Raw genomic sequence first — 24,412 nt, 5'->3', positions numbered from 1 at the left:
TGGCTCACGCGTCTTTGCGATTCTTGGTGATTCCGGGAAATCACAAAACGCCTTGGCGTCGCACAGCATTGGACCAGCTCGGCTCGCCAGGAAAGCCTTAGCGTGCTCCCGGGTCACTGCAATTCGTCGCCCCGACAAAGGCTGAGGAAAACTACTGCTTCGATCTCTCGCGCCGCCCGGGGGCAAAAATTTTCGTGGCCGGGCCTTGTCGAGTGACGATAGTGTGCGGCACGAACCTTTTCTTCCCAAAGCGAGCTGCCGATGTTTGCCGACCTGACCCTGACGACGACGCTGGCGGCGCTGCTGCTCGGCTATCTGCTCGGGTCGATCCCCTTCGGCCTGATTCTCACTCGCCTGGCAGGATTGGGCGACATCCGCGCCATCGGCTCGGGTAATATCGGTACCACCAATGTCCTGCGCACCGGGCGCAAGGACCTGGCGGCCGCCACCTTGATCCTCGACGCCCTGAAGGGCACGGCCGCCGTGCTGCTCGCCCGCCATTTCTGGGGGGATGGGGCCGCCGTCTTTGCGGGGCTGGCCGCTTTCGTCGGCCATCTCTTCCCAATCTGGCTGAAATTCAAGGGCGGCAAGGGAGTCGCGACCTATCTCGGCCTGCTCGCCGCCTTCGCCTGGCCTATCGCCATCTTCTTCGCACTGGTCTGGGTCCTGGTGGCCTTTACCACCCGCTATTCTTCCGCCTCCGCCTTGACCGCCAGCTTGCTGAGCCCGATCGGGCTTCTGCTGATGGGCTATCAGCGTGAGGCCCTGCTCTTTGCCATCCTCTCGGTAGCCCTCTGGGTGATGCACCGCGCCAATATCGGCCGTCTTCTCAACGGCACGGAGAGCCGCATCGGAAAGAAGGCGTGACCTCGCCGGGACCTGCCCTCCCGGACGAAGAAAAGCTGGATTGGCTGCGCCTGATCCGCTGCGACGGCATTGGCCCCATCAGTTTCAAGGGCCTCCTGGAAAGCCACGGTTCCGCCAGGGCGGTGATCGAAGCCTTGCCCGAAATTGCCAGGCGCAGCGGCCGCCCCCTCAAGCTGCCGTCCGAGACGAGCCTCCAGCGCGAATTGCAGGCCATGGCCACCCTTGGTGCCCGTTTCGTGGCCATGGGTGAAGCCGACTATCCCCTCTCCCTGGCTGCCATCGATTCGGCCCCGCCCCTCCTCGCCGCCTGGGGCTCGCTCGCCCCCCTGTCCCGGCCGATGGTAGCCATCGTCGGGGCCCGCAACGCCTCCGCGCTGGGGCGTCGATTCGCGGCTGTCATGGCGACCGAACTCTCCAATGCCGGTTTCACGGTGGTCTCAGGCCTGGCGCGCGGGATCGACGAAGCAGCCCACAGCGCCACGATAGCAAACGGCACCGTTGCGGTGGTCGGCGGCGGTCTCGGCAACATCTATCCTCCCCAGCACGCGCAACTCGCACAGGATATCAGCGAGGCAGGCTGCATCCTGTCCGAGATGCCGTTCGGCTGGGTAGCGACGGCACGCGATTTTCCCAAACGCAACCGCATAGTCTCGGGCCTTTCGCTCGGCGTGGTCATCATAGAGGCCGCTGCGCGCTCTGGCTCCCTCATCACCGCCCGCCTTGCCTTGGAGCAAGGCCGGGAACTGATGGCAGCCCCGGGTTCCCCGCTCGACCCGCGCAACGAAGGCAGCAACCGATTGCTGCGCGAAGGCGCCATCCTGGTTCGGCATGCCGGCGACGTGCTGGAAGCCCTGACACCGTTGGTCGAACGCCCCGCAGCGGCGCCGCGGCGGCCCATTCAACCTCGTTTCAATTTCGAGGCTCCTTCCTCCGAAGCCCCGCCCGCCCCACGGGACGCCTCGACGGGCGATCCCGACCAGGATCGGCTGATCGCCGTGCTCGGCCCCTCGCCCGTGGCCATGGATGAGTTGGTGCGCGCCAGCGGCCTGGATGCAAGGCGGGTTCAGCTCGCCTTGCTCGAGCTCGATATGTCGGGCCGAATCGAACGGCACGGCAATGGCATGGTGTCGCTGTTGTACGCCGGTCGGCCGAATTGACTTGAGCCCGCCTTTTGCCCATCTTGCCGCCGCCTTGGTGGTTGCAACACCACCTAATCTGACAAATGCGCCAGTTTGCAATTTTCGGATTTACCCTTATTTGGCAGTTAGTCGACGGCTCCAGGGCGCCTATTCGCGCCGAAAAGCCGGACGGCCTGCTCGTTTCCATGCCCTGTTTGGCCGGCCACCGAGGTGAGCTCCTGGCAGGGGAGATTTCGTTTTCCGCGTATTGAACGGCCCGCCCATGCCTGTCGTCATCGTTGAGTCGCCTGCCAAAGCACAGACGATCAACAAATATCTCGGTTCCAACTACCAGGTGATCGCCTCCTACGGTCACGTGCGCGACCTGCCGGCCAAGGATGGTTCGGTGGAGCCTGACGCCGATTTCGCCATGGTGTGGGAGAACGACGCCAAGGCCGGCAAGCGCCTGTCCGACATCGCCAAGGCGGTGAAAGAGAGCGACAAGCTCATTCTGGCAACCGACCCTGATCGCGAGGGCGAGGCGATCTCCTGGCATGTGCTGGAGATCCTGCGCCAGAAGCGCGCCATCAAGGATATCCCGGTCGAACGCGTGACCTTCAACGCCATCACCAAGGACGCTGTCCTGAAGGCGATGAAGGCGCCGCGCGAGATCGACGAAGGCCTGGTCGACGCCTATCTCGCTCGCCGTGCCCTCGACTATCTCGTCGGTTTCCGCCTGTCGCCGGTGCTCTGGCGCAAGCTGCCTGGCGCCCGCTCGGCCGGCCGCGTCCAATCGGTGGCCCTGCGCCTGGTCTGCGACCGGGAACTCGAGATCGAGCGCTTCGTCGCTCGTGAATATTGGTCCCTCGTCGCCACCCTGGCCACGCCGCGCGGCGATCTGTTCGAAGCGCGCCTCGTCGGCGCCGACGGCCAGAAGATCCAGCGCCTCGACGTCGGCACGGAGAAGGAGGCACTCGCCTTCCGGTCCGCCCTCGACCAAGGCCGCTATGCCGTAGCAAGCGTCGAGGCCAAGCCCGCCCGACGTAATCCATTTCCGCCCTTCACGACCTCGACGCTGCAGCAGGAGGCCAGTCGCAAGCTCGGCCTGTCGCCGAACCGCACCATGCAGATCGCCCAGCGTCTTTATGAAGGCGTCAATCTCAATGGCGAACAGGTCGGCCTGATCACCTATATGCGTACCGATGGCGTCGACATGGCGCCGGAGGCCATCGCCGCCGTGCGCAGCATGATCGGCAAGAGCTACGCGCCCGGCTACCTGCCGGAGACGCCACGCAAATATGTGACCAAGGCCAAGAACGCCCAGGAAGCCCATGAGGCCATCCGGCCGACCGATCCCTTCCGTCTGCCCAAGGACGTCACCCGCTTCCTCGACAATGAGCAGGCCCGACTCTACGAGCTGATCTGGAAGCGCACGGTTGCCAGCCAGATGGCGCAGGCCGAACTCGAACGCACCACGGTCGACATCCTGGTCGAGGCAGCCGGCCGCAAGCTCGATTTGCGCGCCACCGGCCAGGTCGTGAAGTTCGACGGCTTCCTGACGCTCTACAATGAAGACCGCGACGACGATGGCGACGAGGAGGACGGCAAGCGTCTTCCCGCCATGACTGCCGGCGAGAAGCTCGACAAGAAATCGATCGCCGCCACCCAGCATTTCACCGAGCCGCCGCCGCGCTACAGCGAAGCCACGCTGATCAAGCGCATGGAAGAGCTCGGCATCGGGCGCCCTTCGACCTACGCGGCCACGCTCGCCACCCTGCGCGACCGCGACTATGTCTCGGTCGACAAGAAGCGCCTGAAAGCCGAAGACAAGGGCCGCCTCGTCACCGCCTTCCTCGAGAGCTTCTTCGCCCGCTATGTCGAATATGACTTCACCGCGGCCCTGGAGGAGAAGCTCGACCGCATCTCCAACCATGAGTTGGACTGGAAGGAAGTCCTGCGCGATTTCTGGCGCGATTTCTCGGCCGCCATCGATGGCACCAAGGAGTTGCGCACCACCCAGGTTCTCGACGCGCTCAACGATCTGCTCGGTCCCCACATCTTCCCCGATCGGGGCGATGGCTCCAATCCGCGCCAATGCACCGTTTGCGGGACCGGCACGCTCTCGCTCAAGCTCGGCAAATACGGATCGTTCATCGGCTGTTCCAACTATCCCGAATGCCGCTATACCCGCCAATTGTCGGCCGGCGCCGACCAGAATGGCGATGCGGAAGGCGGCGGCGAGGCCGGCACGAGGAAGCTCGGCAGCGATCCGGAGACTGGCCTGGACGTCACGCTGCGTGACGGACGTTTCGGTCCTTATGTCCAGCTTGGCGAGGGCGAAAAGCCCAAGCGCTCCAGCCTGCCGAAGGGCATGAGCGCGGCCAATGTCGATCTCGAACGGGCGCTGGCCTTGCTCTCCCTGCCGAAGGAAGTCGCGGTGCACCCCGAGAGCGGCAAGCCGATCCTGGTCGGCATCGGCCGCTACGGCCCCTATGTCCAGCACGAGAAGACCTACGCCAATCTCGACAAGGATGACGACGTGATGTCGATCGGCTCCAACCGGGCCGTCGACCTGATCCTCACCAAGGAAAGTGGCGGTTCGGGACGCCGTTTCGGGGCGGCTGCACCGGCCGGGCGCCCTCTCGGCGATTATCCGGGCGGTGGCAAGGTCGAGGTCAAGCCGGGTCGCTATGGCGCCTATGTGACCAACGGCAAGGTCAACGCCACCCTGCCCAAAGGCATGGAAGCCGATGCGGTGACCCTGGACCAGGCCATCGAGTTGATTGCCGCCAAGGCCGGCAAGGCACCGGCGACCAAGAAGGCACCGGCCGCCAAAAAGGCGCCGGCCAAGAAAGCCACGGCCGCCAAGAAGCCTGCCGCCAAGAAGGCAACCAAGGCAATCGTCGATTCCGACGAGGTGCCATTCGATACCGATTGATCAGCGGAGAGCCCGGTTGGAACCCTGTTCCCGCCGGGACTTCCTCTCAGCGCTCCAAGCCTCTAGCCTACCCTTCTCGGGCAGGCTGGAGGCAAGTCTCATGGTTCGCTGCGTTGCAGCTCTGATCGGCGCAGCCCTTGTCAACGGCTTCATTCTCGCATCCGCCTGCGCCGGCGATGCCGCCACGCCCGACATCATCGGCTTTTCCAAAGACGGCCGTTATTTCGCCTTCGAGGAATACGGCACGCGCGACGCCTCCATCCATCCCTACAGCACGATCTTCGTGCTCGATCTCGACACCGGCAAATCCGTGCCCGGCGCTCCCTTCGCCGTCGAGCATGACAAGGAAGGCCCCGAGGACGCCGCCCGGGCCGAGACGAGAAAGCAAGCGGAGCCTTTGCTGGCCCGGCTGGGCATCGGCGAGAAGCCGACCAGGCAGGTCATGCACGAGGACGCACGCTTGTTCGATCCGCCAACTCCCGACCAGGCCTATGCCACCATGGCCGCCGAAGTCACGAATCTCAGCATCGGGGATGCCCTTCCCGGCGGCGACGTCACGGTGGACGTTCTGTCCCGCACGATCACCGACGCGGCTTGCGCGGCTCGCGGGCGCGACAAGCTCAAGAGCTTTTCGCTGGTGCGCACCCTGCCGGAGAACAACCGGAACAATGAAATCGTCTATGTCGACGAGGCTACCGGACAGGAGCGCGGCTGTTCCCAGTCCAATGGCCTGAATGCGCTTTTCGTCTACAGACCGGCCAATGCCAGGCCGCGGCTGGTGGCATTGGTGAGCTATTGGCCCCATAGCTGGGAGGAGCCCGACAGACGCTATCTTGCCATCCCTGTTCCCCTGCCGTGATGGAACCAGGTCCGCTACCACCGCCCATGGCGCTTGTTCCAGGCGAATAGAAGGTCTGCGAAGCGATCATAGGCAAAGCGGGTCAGCGTGCGGATCCCCGGCGCGCCGAGCAGGCCGGCAATCCAAGCCTGTCCCGGTGTGCGCCGCCAGACGGCCAGGGCGACGTCGGCGCCGACCAGCAAACGGCCATCCTCGTCCGTCGCATGCAGGCGTCGCCTGATGTCGTCGAGGCTGGCGCCGAAATGCGCGAGGGCATCCGGTTCGAGATTGATGTCCAGGAACTCGATGCGTCCGGCCTTGACCGCTTCCAGGAGCCGGTTGCGTTGATGCCGGATGCCGGCATCGCAGACCGGACATTTGGTGTTGTACCAGACCGTCAGGGGACGAACGCCGCCGGCTTTTGCAATCTCACTGGCCATCCCAGCTCTTCAGCGCCTCGATCTTGAGCTTGCGTTGCTCGTCGGCAGAAAGCTCGTAATTGCTCTTGTAGGGCGCGGATTCGAACGAGCCATAGGTCGGATTGGCGATCACGATCCAGTCATGCCCCCAATGGGACGCATTGTCTGCAAAGACCTTGTCGCGCTCTTCCGGCGTGCCCTTATAGGCATCCGTGAAGTCCCCGAGATTGTCGCCGACCAGCAGCAGGATGCGATAATCCTTGGCAATCACTGCCCGCCTTGTGCCCTTGGCCGATTTCCAATCCGGCTGTTCCTTGGCGCTGAGGAAGGTATCGACATTGCCGCCATCCGGGAAACCAAGCTTCGTCATCAACTGCACCGTCGGTTCCTCCTCCTCCTTGGTGCGGTTGGTGACATAGAAGACCTTCACGCCCTTCGAGGCAGCATATTGGGTGAATTCAACCGCTCCGGGAATGGCGGTATCGACCTGCGCCTTGACATATTTCGTCCAGGTCTCCGGCGTGAACCTCGTTGCCGCCTTGACGTTCCAGGCCTGGTAATTGGAGGTGTTGAGCAAAGTATCGTCGACATCGAGGACGATCGCCGGCGGATGATCCTTGAAATCACCTGTCTGTTCCGCGGGCGCGGCCGTCCAGGCAGGGTCGGCCAGGGCCTGGTCGAGCCTGATCCTCGCCAGGGAGAACATGGCTGTTGCATTGGCCTTGGCTTCGACAGCGGTCTGGTCCCAGAGCACTGCATTGAGATTGTCGTCGGGCTTGGTGCTGTCCTGCGCTTGAGCCGAAGAAAGTACGCTCGAAACCGCAACGAGCGTCGATGAGAGGCAAAGTCCGATCAATGCACCACGCATACCGTACTCCCAGTTTGGACTCGCAAAAACAGGAACGATATCATCGCTCCCCGACGGGTCAACGCGACATGTTCCCGGGGATGGCGGCAAAAATGCTGCAACGCAGCATTCTCATTGACAGATCACGAACATGAACCTATATGCCCATCTGTCCGGTTCGATCGAACCATCCCTCCCTCCGCCCGTGCCGGTGGAACGCTCGAGGGTTTTGGACAGTCTGTCCCGGCACGTTGAGTTTCCTGCCGTTCCGCGTTTTGCCAAACACGGCTCTGCCGCGCAGTGGGATCCGTTGGGATCGCCGCGCAGAGCGCTTCGACAACCTCTTCCTTCGACAGACATAGCTGCCAATCGCGCAGGACGTTGCGGAAATGCGCAATGTCCACGATTGGCTTCGACAAATACCCCATGCGTTGGTCTATGATGACACTGGATCCACTGCCCGCTTTCCTTGGGCATGCCGGGCCGCCAACGCCAATTCGGAATAATTTCTGTGGTTCGTAAAAACAAACAAGCCGAGGCATTGGAACCCGCCCTGCCCAGCCGCGAGGACATTCTCGCTTTCATCGCCCGCTCGCATGGCCGCGCCGGCAAACGGGAGATCGCCCGTGAATTCGGCCTGGGCGGGGCCGAAAAGATCGCCCTCAAACATCTGCTCAACGAATTTGCCGACGAAGGAGCGGTGCAGCGCAGCCGCAAGGGCTTCAATGCCCCCGGCGCCCTGCCCTCCTCCCTCGTCGCCGACATCACCGGCCGTGACCGCGACGGGGAACTCGTCGCCACTCCCGCTGAATGGAACGAGGACAACGGCAAGCCGCCGCGCATCGTGGTGACCATTCCCAAGCGCTTCGGCGGGGCCGCTCCCGGTGTGGGGTCGCGGGTTCTCCTGCGCATGGCCGACGGCGGCTCGGATCATCAGCCGACCGGGCGGGTGATCAAGGTGCTGGAACGGTTGCGCCAGCGCATTCTCGGTGTCTTCCGTCGCCTTCCCAATGGCGAAGGCCAGATCGTGCCGATCGAAAAACGCAATGCGGGCCGCGAGATGCTCGTTCGTCCCGACGATGCCGCAAAGGCGGAAGATGGCGAACTCGTCGCCATCGAGCCCCTGCGTGGCCCTCGCCACGGCCCGCCCATGGCGCGCATCGTCGAGCGGGTCGGCAAGGTCGGCAGCGAGAAGGCGATCAGCCTGATCGCCATCCATGCCCATGACATTCCCTATGTCTTCCGCAAGGACACACTGGAAGAGGCAGAGGCCGCCAAGCCGGCGACTTTGTCCGGCCGCGAGGACTGGCGGCGCCTGCCACTTATCACCATCGATCCGGCGGACGCCAAGGATCATGACGACGCCGTTCATGCCGAGCCGGATCCCGATCCGGCCAACCCGGGCGGGCACATCCTCACCGTGGCGATCGCCGATGTCGCTGCCTATGTCAGGCCGGATTCGCCCCTCGACCGCGAGGCCCTGATCCGGGGCAATTCGGTGTATTTCCCCGACCGCGTCGTGCCGATGTTGCCGGAGCGCATCTCCAACGACCTATGCTCGCTGCGCGCCAACGAGGATCGGCCGGCGCTGGCCGTGCGCATGATCATCGCGGCCGACGGGCGCAAGCTCCGCCACACCTTCCATCGCGTGATGATGCGCTCGGCCGCCAAGCTCTCCTATCAGCAGGCCCAGCGCGCCATCAATGGTGACACTGACGAGGTGACGGGCCCGCTGCTCGCTCCTGTCCTCCAGCCCCTGTGGGCCGCCTATGCCTGCCTGAAGACGGAGCGCAACGGCCGCGGGCCGCTCGACCTCGATCTGCCGGAGCGCAAGATCCTCTTGAAGCCCAACGGCATGGTCGACCGTGTCGTCGTTCCCGAGCGCCTCGACGCTCATCGGCTGATCGAGGAATTCATGATCCTCGCCAATGTCGCGGCGGCCGAGACGCTGGAGGCCAAGAAGACACCGCTGGTCTATCGCGTGCATGACGAGCCTTCGATGGAGAAGATCATCGCTTTGCGCGAGTTCCTCCACACGCTCGACATTCCGCTCTCCAAGCAGGGCTCGCTTAGGCCGAACCAGTTCAACGTCATCCTGGAAAGGGTCGCAGGCACAGATAACGCCCATCTCGTCAACGACGTGGTGCTACGCTCGCAAAGCCAGGCTGAGTATTCGGCCGACAATATCGGGCATTTCGGCCTCAATCTGCGGCGCTATGCGCATTTCACCTCGCCCATCCGCCGCTATTCCGACCTGATCGTGCATCGCGCCCTGATCCGGGCGCTGCATCTGGGCGATGACGGCCTGCCAACAGAGATGACACCCGCCACGCTCTCCGAAATCGCCGGTCGGATTTCGGCCTGCGAGCGGCGAGCCATGACGGCGGAACGCGAGACCATCGACCGCCTGATCGCCCATTTCCTTGCCGACCATGTCGGCGAGATCTTCCAGGGACGTGTCTCCGGGGTGATCAAGTCGGGCCTGTTCGTCAAGCTCGCCGAAACCGGCGCCGACGGCTTCGTACCCGCCGCGACGATCGGTCACGATTATTATCGCTTCGAAGAGAACGCGCATCAGCTTATCGGTGCAGCCACGGGTGAATCCTTCCAGCTTGGCGACACGGTGTCGGTGAAGCTGGTGGAGGCAGCGCCCTTCGCCGGTGCACTGCGCTTCGAGATCGTCTCGGACGGTCAGCGGCGCCGAGCGCCCGGCCGAAAGGTCGGTGTGGTCAAGCGGCCGCGGATCACCGATCGCAAGGGCAATGCGGCCAAACGCAAAGCCAAGGCGCTCAAAGGCAAGCGCGCCGGGAAGGGAAGTCGGCGATGAACGAATATCGGCCCGAGCAGCGCGACGCGGCGCTCGCCATGCGGCGGGGCGCCTTCGGGCGCTGCCCCCATTGCGGCAAGGGCAAGATCTTCACCTCCTACCTCAAGGTCGCTCCCCGCTGCAGTGTCTGCGGAGAGGACCTGTCGCATCATCGCGCCGACGACGCTCCGCCCTATTTCACCATGCTGATCGTCGGCCATATCGTGGTTGCAGGCATCCTCACCTGCGTGATCGAAACGGAGATGCCGCTCTGGTCGCTCGGCGTGGTCTTCGGTACGCTGACCATCGTGCTGTCGCTGGTCCTGCTGCCGATGATCAAGGGTGCCATCATCGGGCTGCAATGGGCAAACCGCATGCATGGTTTCTCCGGCAAGCCGGATCCCGATACGCTTTCTCCGTACTGAGCCATTTCCTTCCTGCCGAGCCCATGCCCGAAATCCCGTCCTCGCCGTCGAAACCTCGTCCCGTCCACCCCCGCGACGCCGCTTCGCTGATCCTGCTCGACCGCACCGGCAGGAAACCGCGCGTCCTGATGGGAAGGCGACATTCAGGCCATGCCTTCATGCCGGGTGTGATGGTATTTCCCGGCGGGCGCGTCGAGCCGGCCGATCGCAGCATGAGTGCCTATGGCACGCTGGCCGCCCATACCGAACGCGGCCTGCTCACCCGGGTTGTCAGCCCCTCCCCGGCCAAGGCCAGGGCGCTGGCCCTGTGTGCGATCCGGGAGACTTTCGAGGAAACCGGCATTCTGCTCGGCGAGACCGGCCTCGGAGCTCCGCCCACCAGCAGCGCCCATTGGCAGGCCTTCGCCGAACACGAGGTGTTCCCCTCGCCCGAGAGCCTGCATTTCGTCGCCCGAGCCATCACCCCGCCGGGCATGAAACGCCGATTCGACACGCGCTTCTTCGTGGCCGATGCGAACTCCATCGCGCACCAGACCGAAGGCGTCGTCGGTCCCGACTCGGAGCTGATCGAAACGAAATGGCTCTCCTTCGACGAAGCCCGCGCGGAAGATCTGGTCTGGATCACCCGCACCATTCTCGAGGAAGTCGCCAAGAGGCTAGAAATCGGCCTGGAGAAGGACGTTCCCGTACCCTTCTATCGCGAGCAGCGAGGCGTGCGGAGCCGGGAAGAGATCTAGAAGAGCAGCGAGCGGCCAGCATGACCGCACAATTCCCGCTGGCGCGCTCTTCTTTTAGTTGACTTCGGCGCTTCCATGAGTAGTGTGCGCCAAGATTCAAAAGGGCCGCGCCATTGCGCGGCTTTGCTGCCTTAGCCGATACGGTCCGGTAGCAATATTCGGAGCATCACCATGGCCAAGGCCGCAACCATCAAGATCAAGCTGCTTTCGACGGCAGACACGGGCTACTTCTACGTCACCAAGAAGAACACCCGTACGAAGACCGAAAAGCTCGCGATGAAGAAGTATGACCCCGTCGCGCGCAAGCACGTCGAGTTCAAGGAAACCAAGATCAAGTAAGATCGGTTTCCAGATCGGAATCAAGGGCGCCTTCGGGGCGCCCTTTGTTTTTGCAAGGCTCGTGGGAGGCTACAGATGTCGATGTCCGGCGAAACCCGGGGGCCCTCCCGTGGCTTGCAGTTCTTCATCCTCGCCTGCACCCTCCTGGTCATCGGCTTCGGTTCCGGAGCCGCCTCGATCAGCCTCTCGGCCATCTTTCAGGAATTCGCGCTCTCCTACGCACTCATAGGCGCCGTCACCTCCGGCGTTTTCCTGTTCCTGATCCTGTTTCTCGCCCTAGGCGGGCGCCTGCGGGCGCTGGTTGGCGACAAGCCCCTGCTGCTGGCGGCAACTGCCGTCTTCGTCGCCGGCGAAGCCCTGGGAGGACTTGCCCCCGATTTTTCCGTCTGGGCCATCGGACGCCTGCTTCAGGGAGCAGCGAGTGGCAGCCTCCTTTCCGTCAGTCTTGCATTTGCAGCCGACAATGCCCGCCGGCAATGGCGGGGCGACGTCATAAGTGTGCTGCTTGCCCTCTATTTCCTGGGCACGGCACTTGGCCCCGGCGTGGCAGGCTACGTCACCGCATTTTACAGCTGGCGCGACATTGCCTTCGCTTCCGCAGCGGCCGGCGCGATCGTGCTCATCCTGCAGGCAGCCTTCGTCACTGCGCCCAGGAGGCCGGAAATCGAGACCATTTTCGACTGAGCCGCACCCGGGGACGATCCAGGCCGCATCCTGCCGCTATGCCGCCTTGCGGACATGGTCTTCCGCTGCCTCGCGAATGGCGGCGATGTTGCCGGCATAATCTGCAGCCCCGCCCCGGAACACGGCCGATCCCGCCACAAGGGTATCGGCGCCGGCCGCGGCGACCAGGGCTGCGGTCTCGGGATTGACGCCGCCATCGACCTCGAGACGGATCGGCCGTGTCCCGATCATCGCCCGGATGCGCCGGATCTTGTCGAGCTGTGAGGTGATGAAGGCCTGCCCGCCAAAACCCGGATTGACCGTCATCACCAGGATGAGATCCAGACGGTCGAGCACATAATCCAGCACGCTTTCCGGCGTGGCCGGGCAAAGCGTCGCTCCCGCCTTGCAGCCGAAAGAACGGATCGCCTGCAGTGAGCGATCCAGATGGGGGCCGGATTCGGCATGTACGGTGATGATGTCGGCGCCGGCCTTGGCGAAGGCTTCCAGATAGGGATCGGCCGGCGTGATCATCAGATGCACGTCGAAGGGCTTCCTGGTGTAGGGCCTGATGGCCTTGATGACATCGGGCCCGAAGGTGATGTTGGGCACGAAATGCCCGTCCATTACGTCGCAATGGATCCAGTCCGCCCCGCTGTCGTCGATAGCCTTGATCTCCTCGCCCAGCCGCGCGAAATCGGCCGACAGGATGGAGGGCGCGATCACGATCGGTTCTGCCATGATGGTCTTCCTTTCCGTTGCGCTCCTGGTCAGGCGCTGACGCCATCGGGCTGCGCGCCCTTGGCAAACACACGGCTCGCCAGCACATCGGCCGCTTCGATGGTCATGATGTCGTCCGCGGTCAGCCTGCGGTCGAGGTCGTCGACGAGCCGGCTCGCCTGGCGCAGGCGGATGCGGTCGAGGGCGTTGCGGATGGAGCGCGCATTGGAAAACAGAGGTTGGGTCTTGCGCAGCTCGATGTAGCGGACGAACGCCGCCCGTGCCTGCGCATCGAAGCGGTAGTTGCGCTCCTGCAGCATCAGCTCGGCAATCGACAGCAGTTCGGCGTCTTCATAATCGGGAAAATCGATGTGATGGGCGACCCGCGAGCGGAAGCCGGGATTGCTGGCGAAGAACTTCTGCATGCGATCTTCGTAGCCGGCCAGGATCACCACCAAGTCGTCGCGCTGTGTCTCCATCACCTGCAGCAGGATCTCGATGGATTCCTGGCCGTAGTCGCGCTCGTTCTCGGGACGATAGAGATAATAGGCCTCATCGATGAACAGCACGCCGCCCATCGCCTTCTTGAGGATCTCCTTGGTCTTCGGCGCGGTGTGGCCGATATACTGGCCGACCAGATCGTCCCTGGTCACCGAAACCAGATGCCCGCGCCGCACAAAACCGAGGCGGTGCAGGATGTCGGCCATGCGCAGGGCCACCGTGGTCTTGCCGGTGCCCGGATTGCCGGTGAAGGACATGTGCAGGGTCGGCGGATCGTTCGCCAGGCCTATCCTCTGCCGGATGCGCTCGATCATGAGGAGCGAGGCGATCTCGCGGATGCGCGTCTTCACCGGCTTGAGACCGACCAGCTCGCGGTCGAGTTGGGCGAAGACGTCGGCGATGCCGACCGCCTCGAACTCCTGCCTGAGATCGATGGACTGCGCCACCGGCGTTCCGGCCTCACCGGTCTCTTTCACGGTGTTTGCATCGAGCATGGTTATCCCTCGCGAAAGGCTCCGCCGCCCGGCCGGCGGCGGAGCAAGTTGTCCAGTTGGTCGCCAGGGACGGGAGGCACTGCCGTCACCAACCGGACTGGGACGTCTCAGCCGTAACGCTGGCCTTCCGGCCGGTCTGCGGCATAGCTGTGGGTGCTGTAGCGGATGTTGCGTCCGGCGTTTTCCTGCCGGTCGAGGCGGAACCCGGGTTCCACCTGCGGCCTGTTGACGATGAAGGAAAGACGCACCGACTCCCAACCATGCGCGGAATCAAAGCCCGAGATGCGGATATAGCGATCACCATAGACGCGCCGGCATTCGGCGAGTTCCATCATCACGCCCGCGGCATCGCGCAGGTCGAACATCGGCAGGCCCCACATCTCCCAATAGGTGTTGCGGGGATGAGGATCGTCGGTGAACTCGATATTCACGGCCCAGCCCTTCTCCAGGCAGTACTGCACCTGGCGGCCGATCTGCTCGTCGGTGAGATCGGGCAGAAAGGAAAAGCATCCTTGTGTGATACGCATTGTCCCTCTCCTTTCAGGCCGTGACGGCGACGCTGGGCACGAAGTCCGGCGTGTCCGTGGATTCGTAGTTAAAGGTGACGTCCTTCCACACTTCGAGCGCCTGCTTGAGCGGGGTGCAGCTATTGGCCGCCTTGGCCAGGATTTCCGGGCCCTCATGCAGGTAGTCGCGCCCCTCGTTGCGGGCGAGGATCATCGCTTCCAGCGCCACGCGGTTGGCGGTGGCACCAGCCTGGATGCCCTGCGGATGGCCGATGGTGCCGCCGCCGAATTGCAGCACCACGTCCTCGCCGAGCAGATGCAGAAGCTGATGCATCTGGCCGGCATGGATGCCGCCGGAGGCCACCGGCATCAGCTTGTTGAGGCTGGCCCAATGCTGGTCGAAGAAGACGCCATGTTCGAGGTTGGTCGGATTGAAGTCCTCGCGGCAGATGTCGTAATAGCCGCGCGTGGTGTTGGGGTCGCCTTCCAGCTTGCCGACCACGGTGCCGGCATGGATGTGGTCGACACCGGCCAGCCGCATCCATTTGGCGATGACGCGGAACGACACGCCATGGCTCTTCTGGCGCGTATAGGTGCTGTGGCCGGCCCGGTGCAGATGCAGGATCATGTCATTGCGGCGTGCCCAGGCCGCCATCGACTGGATCGCGGTGTAGCCGATCACCAGATCGATCATGACGATGTTGGAGCCAATCTCCCGGGCGAAGTCGGCCCGCTCATACATCTGCTCCATCGTCCCGGCCGTGACGTTGAGATAGGTCCCCTTGATCTCGCCGGACGCGGCCTGTGCCTTGTTCACCGCCTCCATGCAGTAGAGGAAGCGCTCGCGCCAATGCATGAAGGGCTGCGAGTTGATGTTCTCGTCGTCCTTGGTGAAATCGAGTCCGCCCTTCAGCGCCTCATAGACGACGCGGCCATAGTTGCGGCCCGACAGGCCGAGCTTGGGCTTGACGGTGGCCCCCAGCAGAGGACGCCCGAACTTGTCGAGTCGCTCGCGCTCGACCACGATACCGGTCGCCGGCCCCTGGAAGGTCTTCACATAGGCCACCGGAAAGCGCATGTCCTCAAGGCGCAGCGCCTTCAGGGGCTTGAAGCCGAAGACATTGCCGATGATCGAGGCCGAGAGGTTGGCGATCGAGCCTGGCTCGAACAAGTCGAGGTCATAGGCAATATAGGCGAAATATTGGCCGGGCGCGTTCGGCACCGGGTCGACCCGGTAGCACTTGGCCCGGTACTTTTCGGCCGCCGTCAGCCTGTCCGTCCACACCACCGTCCAGGTGGCGGTGGAGGATTCGCCGGCCACGGCCGCCGAGGCCTCGATCGGATCGACGCCGTCCTGGGGGGTCACGCGGAACAGCGCGATGACATCGGTATCCCTGGGTTCGTAGTCGGGCTCCCAATAGCCCATCTTCTTGTATTCCATCGTGCCGGACCGGTAGCGATCCTTGCCGCGGACGGTTTGTGTATTCACGTTCATCTCGTCCTCCTTGACTGGATGGATTGCGCCAGCCTTTTGTTTCGACGCGTCTTTGCCAGCTCAATGAATCCCCTGCATCGCAAAGCGCTTCAGGCTGCGGCCGCCAGGCCAGCGAGTTTCGGTTCCAGGCTGCCGGCTCGATAGCGGCGGGCCATTTCGGGCAGCGGAACGACCTTGATCCGCGAGGCGTGTCCCGCCGTGCCGAACGCTTCGAAACGTTCGCGGCAAAGGGCTTTCAATCCGTCCATGGCGGGTTTGAGGAACTTGCGCGGATCGAACTCGCTGCGGTTCTCGCTGGCGACCTTGCGGAAGGCGGCAGTCATGGCGAGGCGGCAATCGGTATCGATATTGACCTTGCGCACGCCATGCCGAATGCCCCGGACGATCTCGTCCACCGGCACGCCCCAGGTCTGCGGCATCTCCCCGCCAAAGGCGTTGAACATGTCCTGCAGTTCCTGCGGCACCGAGGAAGAACCGTGCATGACCAGATGCACGCCGGGCATGCGGCGATGGATCTCCTCGATCACATGCATGGCAAGGATGTCGCCATCAGGCTTGCGGCTGAACTTGTAGGCGCCATGCGACGTGCCCATGGCGATGGCCAGGGCATCGACCTTGGTGGCCCGCACGAAATCCACCGCCTGGTCGGGATCGGTAAGCAACTGGTCGTGGCCGACCTCGCCGACGACGCCGTGGCCGTCCTCCTGTTCGCCGCCCCCCTGTTCGAGCGAACCGAGCACGCCGAGTTCGCCCTCGACGGAGGCGCCGACCCAATGGGCAAGATCGACGACACGCCGGGTGATCGCGACATTGTAGTCGTAGCTCGCCGGCGTCTTGGCGTCGGCCTCGAGCGAGCCGTCCATCATCACGGAGGTGAAGCCATAGCGCAGGGCCGTCGCGCAGGTCGCCTCCTCATTGCCATGGTCGAGATGCAGGCAGAGCGGGATCTGCGGATACATCTCCTCCAGGGCTTCGACCATCTTCGCCAGCATGATGTCGTTGGCATAGGAGCGGGCGCCCCGCGAGGCTTGCAGGATCACGGGAGCATCGACGGCCGCCGCGGCCTCCATGATGCCGAGTGCCTGCTCCATATTGTTGATGTTGAAGGCCGGCACGCCATAGTCATGCTCGGCGGCGTCATCCAGCAATTGCCTGAGAGTGATGCGGGCCATGACAGCCTCCGTTTCCATTGCAGCTTTTGAAATTTACAGACTTACAAACCCTATTCCCGTTTTCCCGACGCGAGCCGGCGGGCGGTCTCCACGATGGTGCCGGGTGTGATGCCGAACTCGCGATAGAGATCGCCGGCCGGGGCCGAGGCGCCGAAGCCCGTCATGCCGATGAAGACCCCATCCTCCCCGAGCAGGCGGGACCAATCGGCTTCGATCGCCGCCTCCACGCCGATGCGTGGAGCCGTTCCCAGCACGGCCTGGCGATAGACTGGCCCCTGCCGCCGGAAGAGCTCGAAGCAGGGTGCCGAAACCACGGCGGCGCGAATCCCCTCCTTCGCCAGGAGTTCGGCCGCCTCCACGGCGATCGAAACCTCCGACCCCGTGGCGATCAGGGTAACGTCCCGCACCCCCGGTGGCTCGACCAGGACATAGGCGCCGAGCGCGACCCCATTCACGCCGCAGTCGGACCGCAGCGTCGGCAGGGCCTGGCGTGACAGGCAGAGGACCGACGGTTGCCTGTCTGCCGTGAGCGCGCACTCCCAGGCCTCGGCAGTCTCGACGGCATCAGCCGGCCGGAACACCAGCAGATTGGGAATGGCACGCAGCGCCGCCAGATGCTCCACCGGCTGGTGGGTCGGTCCGTCCTCGCCAAGACCGATGGAATCATGCGTCATCACGTGGATCACGCGCACCCCCATCAGGGCTGCCAGCCGGATCGCCGGCCGTGAATAATCGGCAAAGGCCAGAAAGGTGCCGCCGAAGGGGATGAAGCCGCCATGCAGGGCGATGCCGTTCATGGCTGCGGCCATGCCGAATTCGCGCACGCCGTAATGGATATAGCCTCCCGTGAAATCGTCGGCCTGCACCGGCTGCAACCCCTTTGCTTGGGTGAGGTTGGAATGGGTGAGGTCGGCCGAGCCCCCCAGGAGATTGGACTGAGCGGCAACGATCGCATTGATGACCTGCTGGGACGCCTGCCGCGTGGCGATCGTTGGGCATTCGCTGGCAAAGCGCTGCCGGATGCCGGCCAAGGCACGCTTGAGCTCCGCCCCCATCCCGCCTTTGAGGGCTTCCTCGAACTGCCGTCTTTCCGTTTCGCCGGCATCGTGCAGTCTCTGCTGCCAGGCCTCGTGCTCGGCCTTGCCGCGGGCGCCCACCGCCAGCCATGCCTCGCGGATTTCGGACGGAATCTCGAAAGGTTCATATGGCCAGTCCAGAGCCTCGCGCGCGGCCAGGCTCTCTTCGGCGCCCAGCGGCGCACCGTGCACCTTCTCCGTACCCTGCCGATTGGGCGCGCCGAAGCCGATGATGGTCCGGCAGGCGATGAGCGAGGGCCGCTCCGTCGCCCGTTCCTCGGCGATCGCCTTGGCCACGGCCTCGCGGTCATGGCCATCGACCCGTCGCGTCGACCAGCCGGATGCCGCGAAGCGGGCGAGTTGGTCGTCCGAGCAGGAGAGCGAGGTGGCCCCGTCGATCGAGATCTCGTTGTCGTCGAACAGCACGATCAGCTTGCCGAGCCTGAGATGGCCGGCCAGCGAGATTGCCTCGTGGCTGATCCCCTCCATCAGGCAGCCATCGCCGGCGATGACGTAGGTATGGTGGTCGACGAGATCGTCCCCGAAGCGGGCATTGGCGAGGCGCTCGGCCAGGGCCATGCCGACGGCCGTCGCCAGCCCCTGCCCGAGCGGGCCTGTCGTGGTTTCCACGCCTTGCGTGTGACCATATTCGGGATGCCCCGGCGTCCTGGAGCCCCATTGCCGGAAGGATTTCAGCTCTTCCAGCGTGAGCTCGGGATAGCCGGTGAGATGCAGGAGGCCATAGAGCAGCATCGAGCCGTGCCCGGCCGAGAGCACGAATCGGTCCCTGTCCGGCCAGGCGGGGTCCGACGGATCGAACTTCAGGAAACGAGAGAACAGCACGGTGGCGACGTCGGCCATGCCCATGGGCATGCCGGGATGCCCGGACTTGGCCTTTTCCACGGCATCGATGGCCAGGAAACGCAGGGCATTCGCCATGTCGCGATGCGGCACCGAGGTCTCGAAAGTGGCTGATGGCGTCGAGATATTCACGGGCATGTCCTCCCATTCCGCTGCCAAGGGCAGACGGTGGTGTGGTTCACGGAAAGGCTCTGTGTCTTGCGGGCGCGCTTCTAGGCGGCTCGTTTCTTGCGATCGACCAGTTGCAGGATCAACGGGGTCAGGATGAGCTGCATGGCCAGATCCAGCTTGGAGCCATGGATGACGATGGAGTTGGCCCGCGACATGAAACTGTTGGGGATCATCGACAGCAGATAGGGAAAATCGATCCCCCTCGGCACCTGAAAGCGGATCACCACCATCGATTCATCCGGCGTCGGGATCCAGCGCGCGATGAACGGGTTTGAGGTATCCACCGTCGGCACGCGCTGGAAATTGATGTCGGTATGGGTGAACTGCGGGCAGATATAGTTCACATAGTCCGGCATGCGCCGCAGAATGGTGTCGGTCACCGCTTCGGTCGAATAGCCCCGCGTGCTGCGATCGCGGTGCAGCTTCTGGATCCATTCGAGATTGATCACCGGTACGACGCCGATCTTGAGATCGGCATATTTGGCAACGTCGACCTCGTCGGTCACCACCGCTCCATGCAGCCCTTCATAAAAGAGCAGGTCGGTGCCTGGAGGCAGCGGCTTCCAGGGCGTGAAGGTCCCAGGCGGGGCTCCGTAGAGAATCTCCTCCTCGTCATCATGGACATAGTGACGCGTGGTGCCGGTTCCTTGGTTGCCATAGTCTCGGAACAGCGCCTCCAGCTCGGCGAACAGATTGGTTTCCGGGCTGAAATGACTGAAATGCTTGTTGCCCTTGGCCGCCTCATCCGCCATGTGGGCCCGCATCTCGGCCCTGTCATAGCGATGAAAGGAATCGCCCTCGACATAGGCCGCCTCGATGTTCTCCCGGCGGAAGATCTGCTCGAAGGTCCGCTTGACCGAGGTGGTGCCGGCGCCGGACGAGCCGGTAATGGAAATGATCGGATGCTTGATCGACATGGTATTCCCCGACGGCGAAAGCATTTTCCAGAAGAGCTGACAGGCTTTTCGATTAAGGAAATGCGTCAGAACAAAGAGTTAGAGAAAAAGAGATCTGAAGGGATCGCACTTTGCTCTAAACGCGGAAGAGACCGCGATTGGCGAACAAGGGCGCCGAGGTCGGCGGCCACAAACCCGGCCTGTTGTGCAACGTTTCCAAACGGGCGACCTTGTTGGAGGCCCCGAGGATCAACGGTACGCGCTGATGCAACGAGGTCGCACGGATATCGAGAATACGGATGCGGCCGTTCGACCCCGCCCCTCCCGCGCGCTCCATCAAGAAGGCCATGGGATAGGCTTCGTAGATCAGCCGCAGGCGCCCCTGCCCGTAGCCGGTCCTGGCGTCGGCCGGATAGAGATAGATACCGCCTCGGGTGAGGGCCCTGAGGGTGTCGGCCACCAGCGCCCCATGCCAGCGCATGTTGTGGTCGCGCCCCGACGGACCATCGGCACCCGCCTGGCATTCGTCGATGAAGGCCCGCACCGGCTCCTCCCAATGCCGATAGTTGGAGGCGTTGATCGAATATTCCGGCTGGTCCTGGTCCGGCAGGCGGACATTGGCCTGGGTCAGTCGAAAGTGGCCGCTGCGGCGGTCGAGGGTGAAGATGTCCACCTCCTCGCCGAGCGAAAGCACCAAGGTCGTCTGCGGGCCATAGATGACGAAGCCTGCGGCAAGCTGGCTGGTGCCGGCCGGCCAGACCAGGGTGCGGTCGGCCGCCGAGGCCAGCACGAATTCATCCGGTGTCGGCATGACGGAAAAGATCGTTCCCACGGGCATGTTGAGGTCGAGGTTGCCGGAGCCATCGACCGGATCGATGGCGACACATAGCGGCTGGCTCGCATCCCAGATCTCCAGCTCGTCGACCTCCTCCGAGGCAAAGGCCGCAATGGCGCAAGCCTTCAGCGCTTCCCGGAACTGGCGGTCAGCCCAGACATCCATGTCCTTTTGTTCGTCTCCCCCGGCATTGTGGCCACGGGTTTCCTCGACGATCTCGGCAAGGGCGCCGAGCGACACGGCTTCCGACACGCGAATGGCCGTTGCGGCCAGGCTGGCGACGACTTCGGCAACCGCAACCCTGAGCATGTCGCTGCCGGCGTGGCGGGAGAGATAGGAGTCCAGAGTCGGCTTGTCGGTCATCGGCATTTCCCCCGGATGACGCCTCGTGAGAGGCATCGTCATTTCGCGATCTTTCGAGGAGCTTGACCGAAAATAGAAAATAAACGAAATTTTGTTTTCTTCGCCTTTGCGAAAGTTTTCCTTATATGCCTGTTCGCCTGCGCGACATCACCCGCCGGCAGCTCCGCGCCCTCGCGGCCATCGCGGCAAGCGGCTCGGTGACTTCGGCCGCCAAGAACCTGCATCTCACCCAACCGGCGGTGACATTGCAGCTTCGCAATCTGCAGGACCTAGCCGACCTGCCCTTGCTGCAGCGGACGGGCGATGGGATGATCCTCACCGACGCCGGCATCGAGATGCTGCAATTGCACAGCCGCATCGAGGCGGCCATTGCCGATTGCGAAGCCACGCTGGGCATCATTTCCGGAAAGACCGCCGGGCGCGTCTCGATCGGGGCTGTCAGCACGGCCAAGTACTTCGTGCCTTTCATCATCGCGGCCTTTTCGCGCGCGCATCCCCGGATCGAGGTGACATTGTCGATCGGCAATCGCGCTGAAATCATGCAGGCCCTGCGCAACTACAAGCTCGACGTGGCCATCACCGGCCGCCCTCCTCCCGATATCGAGGTCGAGAAGCACCTGATCGGCCAGAACCCGCATGTCATCATCGCATCGCGCAACCACTGGCTGTCAAAGGAACGAGGCCTGGCCGCGGTCGATTTGTCGCATGAGACCTTCCTCACGCGCGAGCCCGGCTCGGGCACGCGCATGCTGATGGAACGCCTGTTCGAGCAGACGGAGCTTGCCCCCCATATCGGCATGGAGTTCGACTCGAACGAGACGATCAAGCAGAGCGTGATCGCCGATCTCGGCATCGCCTTCCTCTCCGCCCACACGGTGGCGACGGAACTGGAGGATGGTCGCCTAGTGATATTGGACGTGGCCGGCCTGCCCGTGACGCGGCAATGGTTCGTGGTGCGCCGGGTCGACAAGGTACTGCTTCCCCCGGCCCAGGAAGCCCTGGATTTCATCGCGAGGGAAGCGTCACAATATTTGCCGCGCCCGCTTCTCAGCCACGACTGACGGCAAAAGAGCATCCGCGATCGCAGGCATCTTAGCGAAGCTCAAGCACCCTATTCTCCCAGGAAGCCTCGCACGGTTTCCAGGAACTTCGCCACCGAGATCGGCTTCGACAGATAGGCCTCGCATCCCCCCTGGCGGATGCGTTCTTCGTCGCCCTTCATGGCGAAAGCGGTGATGGCGACCACCGGGATCGACTTCAGCTCGTCGTCGTCCTTGAGCCAGCGCGTCACCTCCAGGCCGGAAACCTCCGGCAGCTGGATATCCATCAGGATCAGGTCAGGACGATGCTCCCGCGCCAGGTTCATCACATTGATGCCGCTGCGGGTTTCCACGATGTCGTAGCCGTTGGCTTCCAACAGATCATGGAAGAGCTTCATGTTGAGCTCGTTATCTTCCACGATCAGGACTTTCTTGGCCATGGAGACCCTCGTCTGCGCCAAAGCGTCTTGCGATCCGGCAGAATCGCCAAGAATCGCAAAGACGCGTCAATACAAAGAGTTAGAACAAGGAAGCGTTTTCAGCAAAACGCACTTTGCTCTAGAATGAACCGCGGATATCGGGGCTGCGAATCTGTTTTCAACCACGCCCGCTTACAGGCACGTTGTTAGCAGTCAGTCCTTACCAAACGGGAAATCGAATGTTCAGGCAAAACGCCGGGCAGGCAGCACAAAAGCAACGCGCCGAAGAAATTGCGACGGCGGCTCTCGGCTTCATTGCCTCCCATGAAGATCGACTCAATGGTTTCTTCATGGCGACCGGCCTGTCGCCCGACGAGATTCGAAGCGCGGCCGCCAAGCCCGGTTTTCTGGCTTCGGTGCTGCAGCATGTTCTCTCGGATGAGGAGAGCGCCGCCGGATTTGCCACGGAAAACGGCCTGTCCCCCGAGGACTTGCAACGGGCGGCGTTCCAGCTCGGCCTTCGTTGGGACTGATGAGCGCGCTCTGCCGGGACTGTCTTGGCGAGGCTGGCGAGGCGGATCGCTGCCCAACCTGCCGCTCGCCCCGCATCATCCGGCATCCGCAACTCGAGCGCCTCGCCATCGCCCATGTCGACTGCGACGCCTTCTACGCCACCATCGAGAAGCGCGACGATCCTTCCCTGGCCGACAGGCCGGTGATCGTCGGTGGCGCCAAGCGTGGCGTGGTTTCCACTGCCTGCTACATCGCCCGCACCTTCGGTGTCAGATCCGCCATGCCGATGTTCCAGGCTCTCAAGCTCTGTCCGGATGCGGCGGTCGTCAGGCCCAATATGGAGAAATATGTCGAGGTCGGCCACCAGGTTCGCGACATGATGCTGGCCCTGACGCCCCTGGTCGAACCACTTTCGATCGACGAGGCCTTTCTCGATCTCAGCGGCACCGACCGCCTGCACCATGCCAGTCCGGCGCGCACACTGCTTCGCTTTGCCAACCAGATCGAGAAGGAACTGAGGATCACCGTCTCCATCGGGCTCTCCGCCAACAAATTCCTGGCCAAGACGGCCTCCGATCTGGAGAAACCGCGCGGCTTTGCCGTGCTCTCGCCGGAGGAGGCACCGGACTTTCTCGCCCCACGCCCGATCTCCTTCATCTGGGGCGTCGGCAAGGCCGGCGCGGCGCGCTACGAAAAGGACGGGCTTCGCACCATCGCCGATCTGCAGAAGGCCGGAGAGCTACCCCTAATGCGCCGCTACGGTGTCGAAGGACAGCGGCTCGCCCGTCTCGCCTTCGGCCGCGATACCCGCAAGGTCGATCCGGAGGGCGACCGCAAATCCGTCTCGGCCGAAACGACGTTCGAACATGACCTGGCCAGCGGCGAAAGCCTGCTGCCGATTCTCTGGCGCCTATCGGAAAAGGTCTCTTCGCGCCTGAAAAAATCCGCCATTGCCGGCTCGACCGTGACGTTGAAGCTGAAATCGGCCGACTTTCGTATCCGCACCCGCGCCCAGAGCCTGCACGAACCGACACGCCTTGCGGCGCGCATCTTCGAAACCGGCAAGAAGCTGCTCTCGAAGGAGACGGACGGCACCCAATATCGGCTGATCGGCATCGGGGTCACCGGTCTCACCGACATGGCCGACGCCGATCACGGCGATCTCGCCGATCCTCACGCCAAACGCCTGGTCGCAACGGAAGACGCCATCGACGCTGTCAGGGCGAAATTCGGCAGGATGGCCATGCAAAAGGGCATCGCCTTCAAGCCCGACAAGGGAGAAGCCTAAGAGCAAAGCGCGTTTAGACAGAAACGCTTGTTTGCTCTCGCTCTTTGGTTTGACGCGTCTTTGCG

Annotated in this window: 23 protein-coding genes; 12 read left to right on the top strand and 11 right to left on the bottom strand. The window is 63.4% G+C overall.

Annotated features, from left to right (window positions below; translation table 11 throughout):
* Nucleotides 1-261 precede the first annotated feature (261 nt).
* The 4 genes from plsY to BA190_RS30400 all read left to right on the top strand — a co-directional run bounded on the left by plsY (nt 262) and on the right by BA190_RS30400 (nt 5,782).
* Nucleotides 262-867 carry a glycerol-3-phosphate 1-O-acyltransferase PlsY gene (gene plsY / locus BA190_RS30415; protein ID WP_068297083.1) on the top strand — a complete coding sequence of 202 codons (606 nt, stop codon included), beginning with the start codon at nt 262-264 and terminating at the stop codon, nt 865-867.
* Nucleotides 864-2,024, top strand: a complete 1,161-nt coding sequence (dprA, locus tag BA190_RS30410) for a DNA-processing protein DprA (RefSeq protein WP_068297081.1) — start codon at nt 864-866, stop codon at nt 2,022-2,024. The genes plsY and dprA overlap by 4 nt, the downstream gene beginning before the upstream one ends.
* Nucleotides 2,025-2,268: 244 nt before the next feature.
* Nucleotides 2,269-4,923, top strand: coding sequence for a type I DNA topoisomerase (gene topA, locus BA190_RS30405; protein ID WP_068297078.1), 2,655 nt, complete (start codon nt 2,269-2,271; stop codon nt 4,921-4,923).
* A 100-nt stretch (nt 4,924-5,023) separates the two neighbouring features.
* The gene (locus tag BA190_RS30400) at nt 5,024-5,782 is read left to right on the top strand and encodes a DUF2259 domain-containing protein (RefSeq protein ID WP_068297074.1); all 759 of its coding nucleotides are present in this window, start codon (nt 5,024-5,026) and stop codon (nt 5,780-5,782) included.
* Between the two features lie 14 nt (nt 5,783-5,796).
* Here BA190_RS30400 and BA190_RS30395 read toward each other — a convergent pair whose 3' ends face one another.
* Both BA190_RS30395 and BA190_RS30390 read right to left on the bottom strand, forming a co-directional pair.
* The gene (locus tag BA190_RS30395; protein WP_068297072.1) at nt 5,797-6,201 is read right to left on the bottom strand and encodes a thiol-disulfide oxidoreductase DCC family protein; all 405 of its coding nucleotides are present in this window, start codon (nt 6,199-6,201) and stop codon (nt 5,797-5,799) included.
* Nucleotides 6,191-7,048: a 5'-nucleotidase, lipoprotein e(P4) family gene (locus tag BA190_RS30390; protein ID WP_068297069.1), complete on the bottom strand. Its 858-nt coding sequence runs from the start codon at nt 7,046-7,048 to the stop codon at nt 6,191-6,193. The genes BA190_RS30395 and BA190_RS30390 overlap by 11 nt, the downstream gene beginning before the upstream one ends.
* A 490-nt stretch (nt 7,049-7,538) precedes the next feature.
* On the opposite strand from BA190_RS30390, the gene rnr reads away from it, so the two are divergent.
* The 5 genes from rnr to BA190_RS30365 all read left to right on the top strand — a co-directional run bounded on the left by rnr (nt 7,539) and on the right by BA190_RS30365 (nt 12,018).
* Entirely contained in the window at nt 7,539-9,854 is a 2,316-nt protein-coding gene (gene rnr / locus BA190_RS30385) for a ribonuclease R (RefSeq protein WP_245315002.1), read from the top strand.
* On the top strand, nt 9,851-10,258 hold the full coding sequence (locus BA190_RS30380; protein ID WP_068297063.1) for a DUF983 domain-containing protein: 408 nt from the start codon (nt 9,851-9,853) through the stop codon (nt 10,256-10,258). The genes rnr and BA190_RS30380 overlap by 4 nt, the downstream gene beginning before the upstream one ends.
* A 23-nt stretch (nt 10,259-10,281) precedes the next feature.
* Nucleotides 10,282-10,995 carry an NUDIX hydrolase gene (locus tag BA190_RS30375; protein ID WP_068297060.1) on the top strand — a complete coding sequence of 238 codons (714 nt, stop codon included), beginning with the start codon at nt 10,282-10,284 and terminating at the stop codon, nt 10,993-10,995.
* A 171-nt stretch (nt 10,996-11,166) separates the two neighbouring features.
* Complete coding sequence (rpmG, locus tag BA190_RS30370; RefSeq protein ID WP_068297055.1) at nt 11,167-11,334, top strand: 50S ribosomal protein L33; 168 nt, start codon at nt 11,167-11,169, stop codon at nt 11,332-11,334.
* 75 nt (nt 11,335-11,409) lie between these two features.
* Entirely contained in the window at nt 11,410-12,018 is a 609-nt protein-coding gene (locus BA190_RS30365; protein ID WP_068297053.1) for an MFS transporter, read from the top strand.
* Nucleotides 12,019-12,054: 36 nt separating this feature from the next.
* Here the strand turns inward: BA190_RS30365 and rpe are convergent, their stop codons facing one another.
* From rpe to BA190_RS30325, 8 genes are all read right to left on the bottom strand, one after another.
* Nucleotides 12,055-12,738 carry a ribulose-phosphate 3-epimerase gene (rpe, locus tag BA190_RS30360; protein WP_068297049.1) on the bottom strand — a complete coding sequence of 228 codons (684 nt, stop codon included), beginning with the start codon at nt 12,736-12,738 and terminating at the stop codon, nt 12,055-12,057.
* 29 nt (nt 12,739-12,767) lie between these two features.
* Nucleotides 12,768-13,712 (bottom strand): CbbX protein, encoded by a 945-nt coding sequence (gene cbbX, locus BA190_RS30355; RefSeq protein ID WP_068297046.1) that lies wholly within the window; start codon nt 13,710-13,712, stop codon nt 12,768-12,770.
* 107 nt (nt 13,713-13,819) lie between these two features.
* Complete coding sequence (locus tag BA190_RS30350) at nt 13,820-14,239, bottom strand: ribulose bisphosphate carboxylase small subunit (RefSeq protein ID WP_068297043.1); 420 nt, start codon at nt 14,237-14,239, stop codon at nt 13,820-13,822.
* Nucleotides 14,240-14,252: 13 nt separating this feature from the next.
* Complete coding sequence (locus BA190_RS30345) at nt 14,253-15,713, bottom strand: form I ribulose bisphosphate carboxylase large subunit (protein WP_068297041.1); 1,461 nt, start codon at nt 15,711-15,713, stop codon at nt 14,253-14,255.
* 89 nt (nt 15,714-15,802) lie between these two features.
* Nucleotides 15,803-16,885, bottom strand: a complete 1,083-nt coding sequence (fba, locus tag BA190_RS30340; RefSeq protein WP_068297194.1) for a class II fructose-bisphosphate aldolase — start codon at nt 16,883-16,885, stop codon at nt 15,803-15,805.
* Between the two features lie 50 nt (nt 16,886-16,935).
* Complete coding sequence (gene tkt / locus BA190_RS30335; protein ID WP_068297038.1) at nt 16,936-18,960, bottom strand: transketolase; 2,025 nt, start codon at nt 18,958-18,960, stop codon at nt 16,936-16,938.
* Nucleotides 18,961-19,034: 74 nt separating this feature from the next.
* A complete protein-coding gene (locus tag BA190_RS30330) occupies nt 19,035-19,910 on the bottom strand; it encodes a phosphoribulokinase (RefSeq protein WP_068297035.1) in 876 nt (291 codons plus the stop codon).
* A gap of 115 nt (nt 19,911-20,025) precedes the next feature.
* Nucleotides 20,026-21,087: a class 1 fructose-bisphosphatase gene (locus tag BA190_RS30325; protein ID WP_068297032.1), complete on the bottom strand. Its 1,062-nt coding sequence runs from the start codon at nt 21,085-21,087 to the stop codon at nt 20,026-20,028.
* Between the two features lie 125 nt (nt 21,088-21,212).
* Between BA190_RS30325 and BA190_RS30320 the strand changes: the two genes are divergently transcribed.
* Nucleotides 21,213-22,148, top strand: a complete 936-nt coding sequence (locus BA190_RS30320; RefSeq protein ID WP_068297029.1) for a LysR family transcriptional regulator — start codon at nt 21,213-21,215, stop codon at nt 22,146-22,148.
* A 50-nt stretch (nt 22,149-22,198) separates the two neighbouring features.
* Here the strand turns inward: BA190_RS30320 and BA190_RS30315 are convergent, their stop codons facing one another.
* Nucleotides 22,199-22,567 (bottom strand): response regulator, encoded by a 369-nt coding sequence (locus BA190_RS30315; protein ID WP_068297025.1) that lies wholly within the window; start codon nt 22,565-22,567, stop codon nt 22,199-22,201.
* A 182-nt stretch (nt 22,568-22,749) separates the two neighbouring features.
* Here BA190_RS30315 and BA190_RS30310 point away from each other — a divergent pair, with 182 nt between their 5' ends.
* Both BA190_RS30310 and BA190_RS30305 read left to right on the top strand, forming a co-directional pair.
* A complete protein-coding gene (locus BA190_RS30310) occupies nt 22,750-23,079 on the top strand; it encodes a DUF3572 domain-containing protein (RefSeq protein WP_156771766.1) in 330 nt (109 codons plus the stop codon).
* Nucleotides 23,079-24,347: a DNA polymerase IV gene (locus BA190_RS30305; protein WP_068297019.1), complete on the top strand. Its 1,269-nt coding sequence runs from the start codon at nt 23,079-23,081 to the stop codon at nt 24,345-24,347. The genes BA190_RS30310 and BA190_RS30305 overlap by 1 nt, the downstream gene beginning before the upstream one ends.
* Nucleotides 24,348-24,412: the final 65 nt, after the last annotated feature.

The organism is Labrys sp. WJW (assembly GCF_001676615.1).
Classification (GTDB): Bacteria; Pseudomonadota; Alphaproteobacteria; order Rhizobiales; family Labraceae; genus Labrys; species Labrys sedimenti.
Note: the sequence above shows the minus strand (reverse complement) of the source record. Positions and strands in the feature narration are given on the sequence as shown.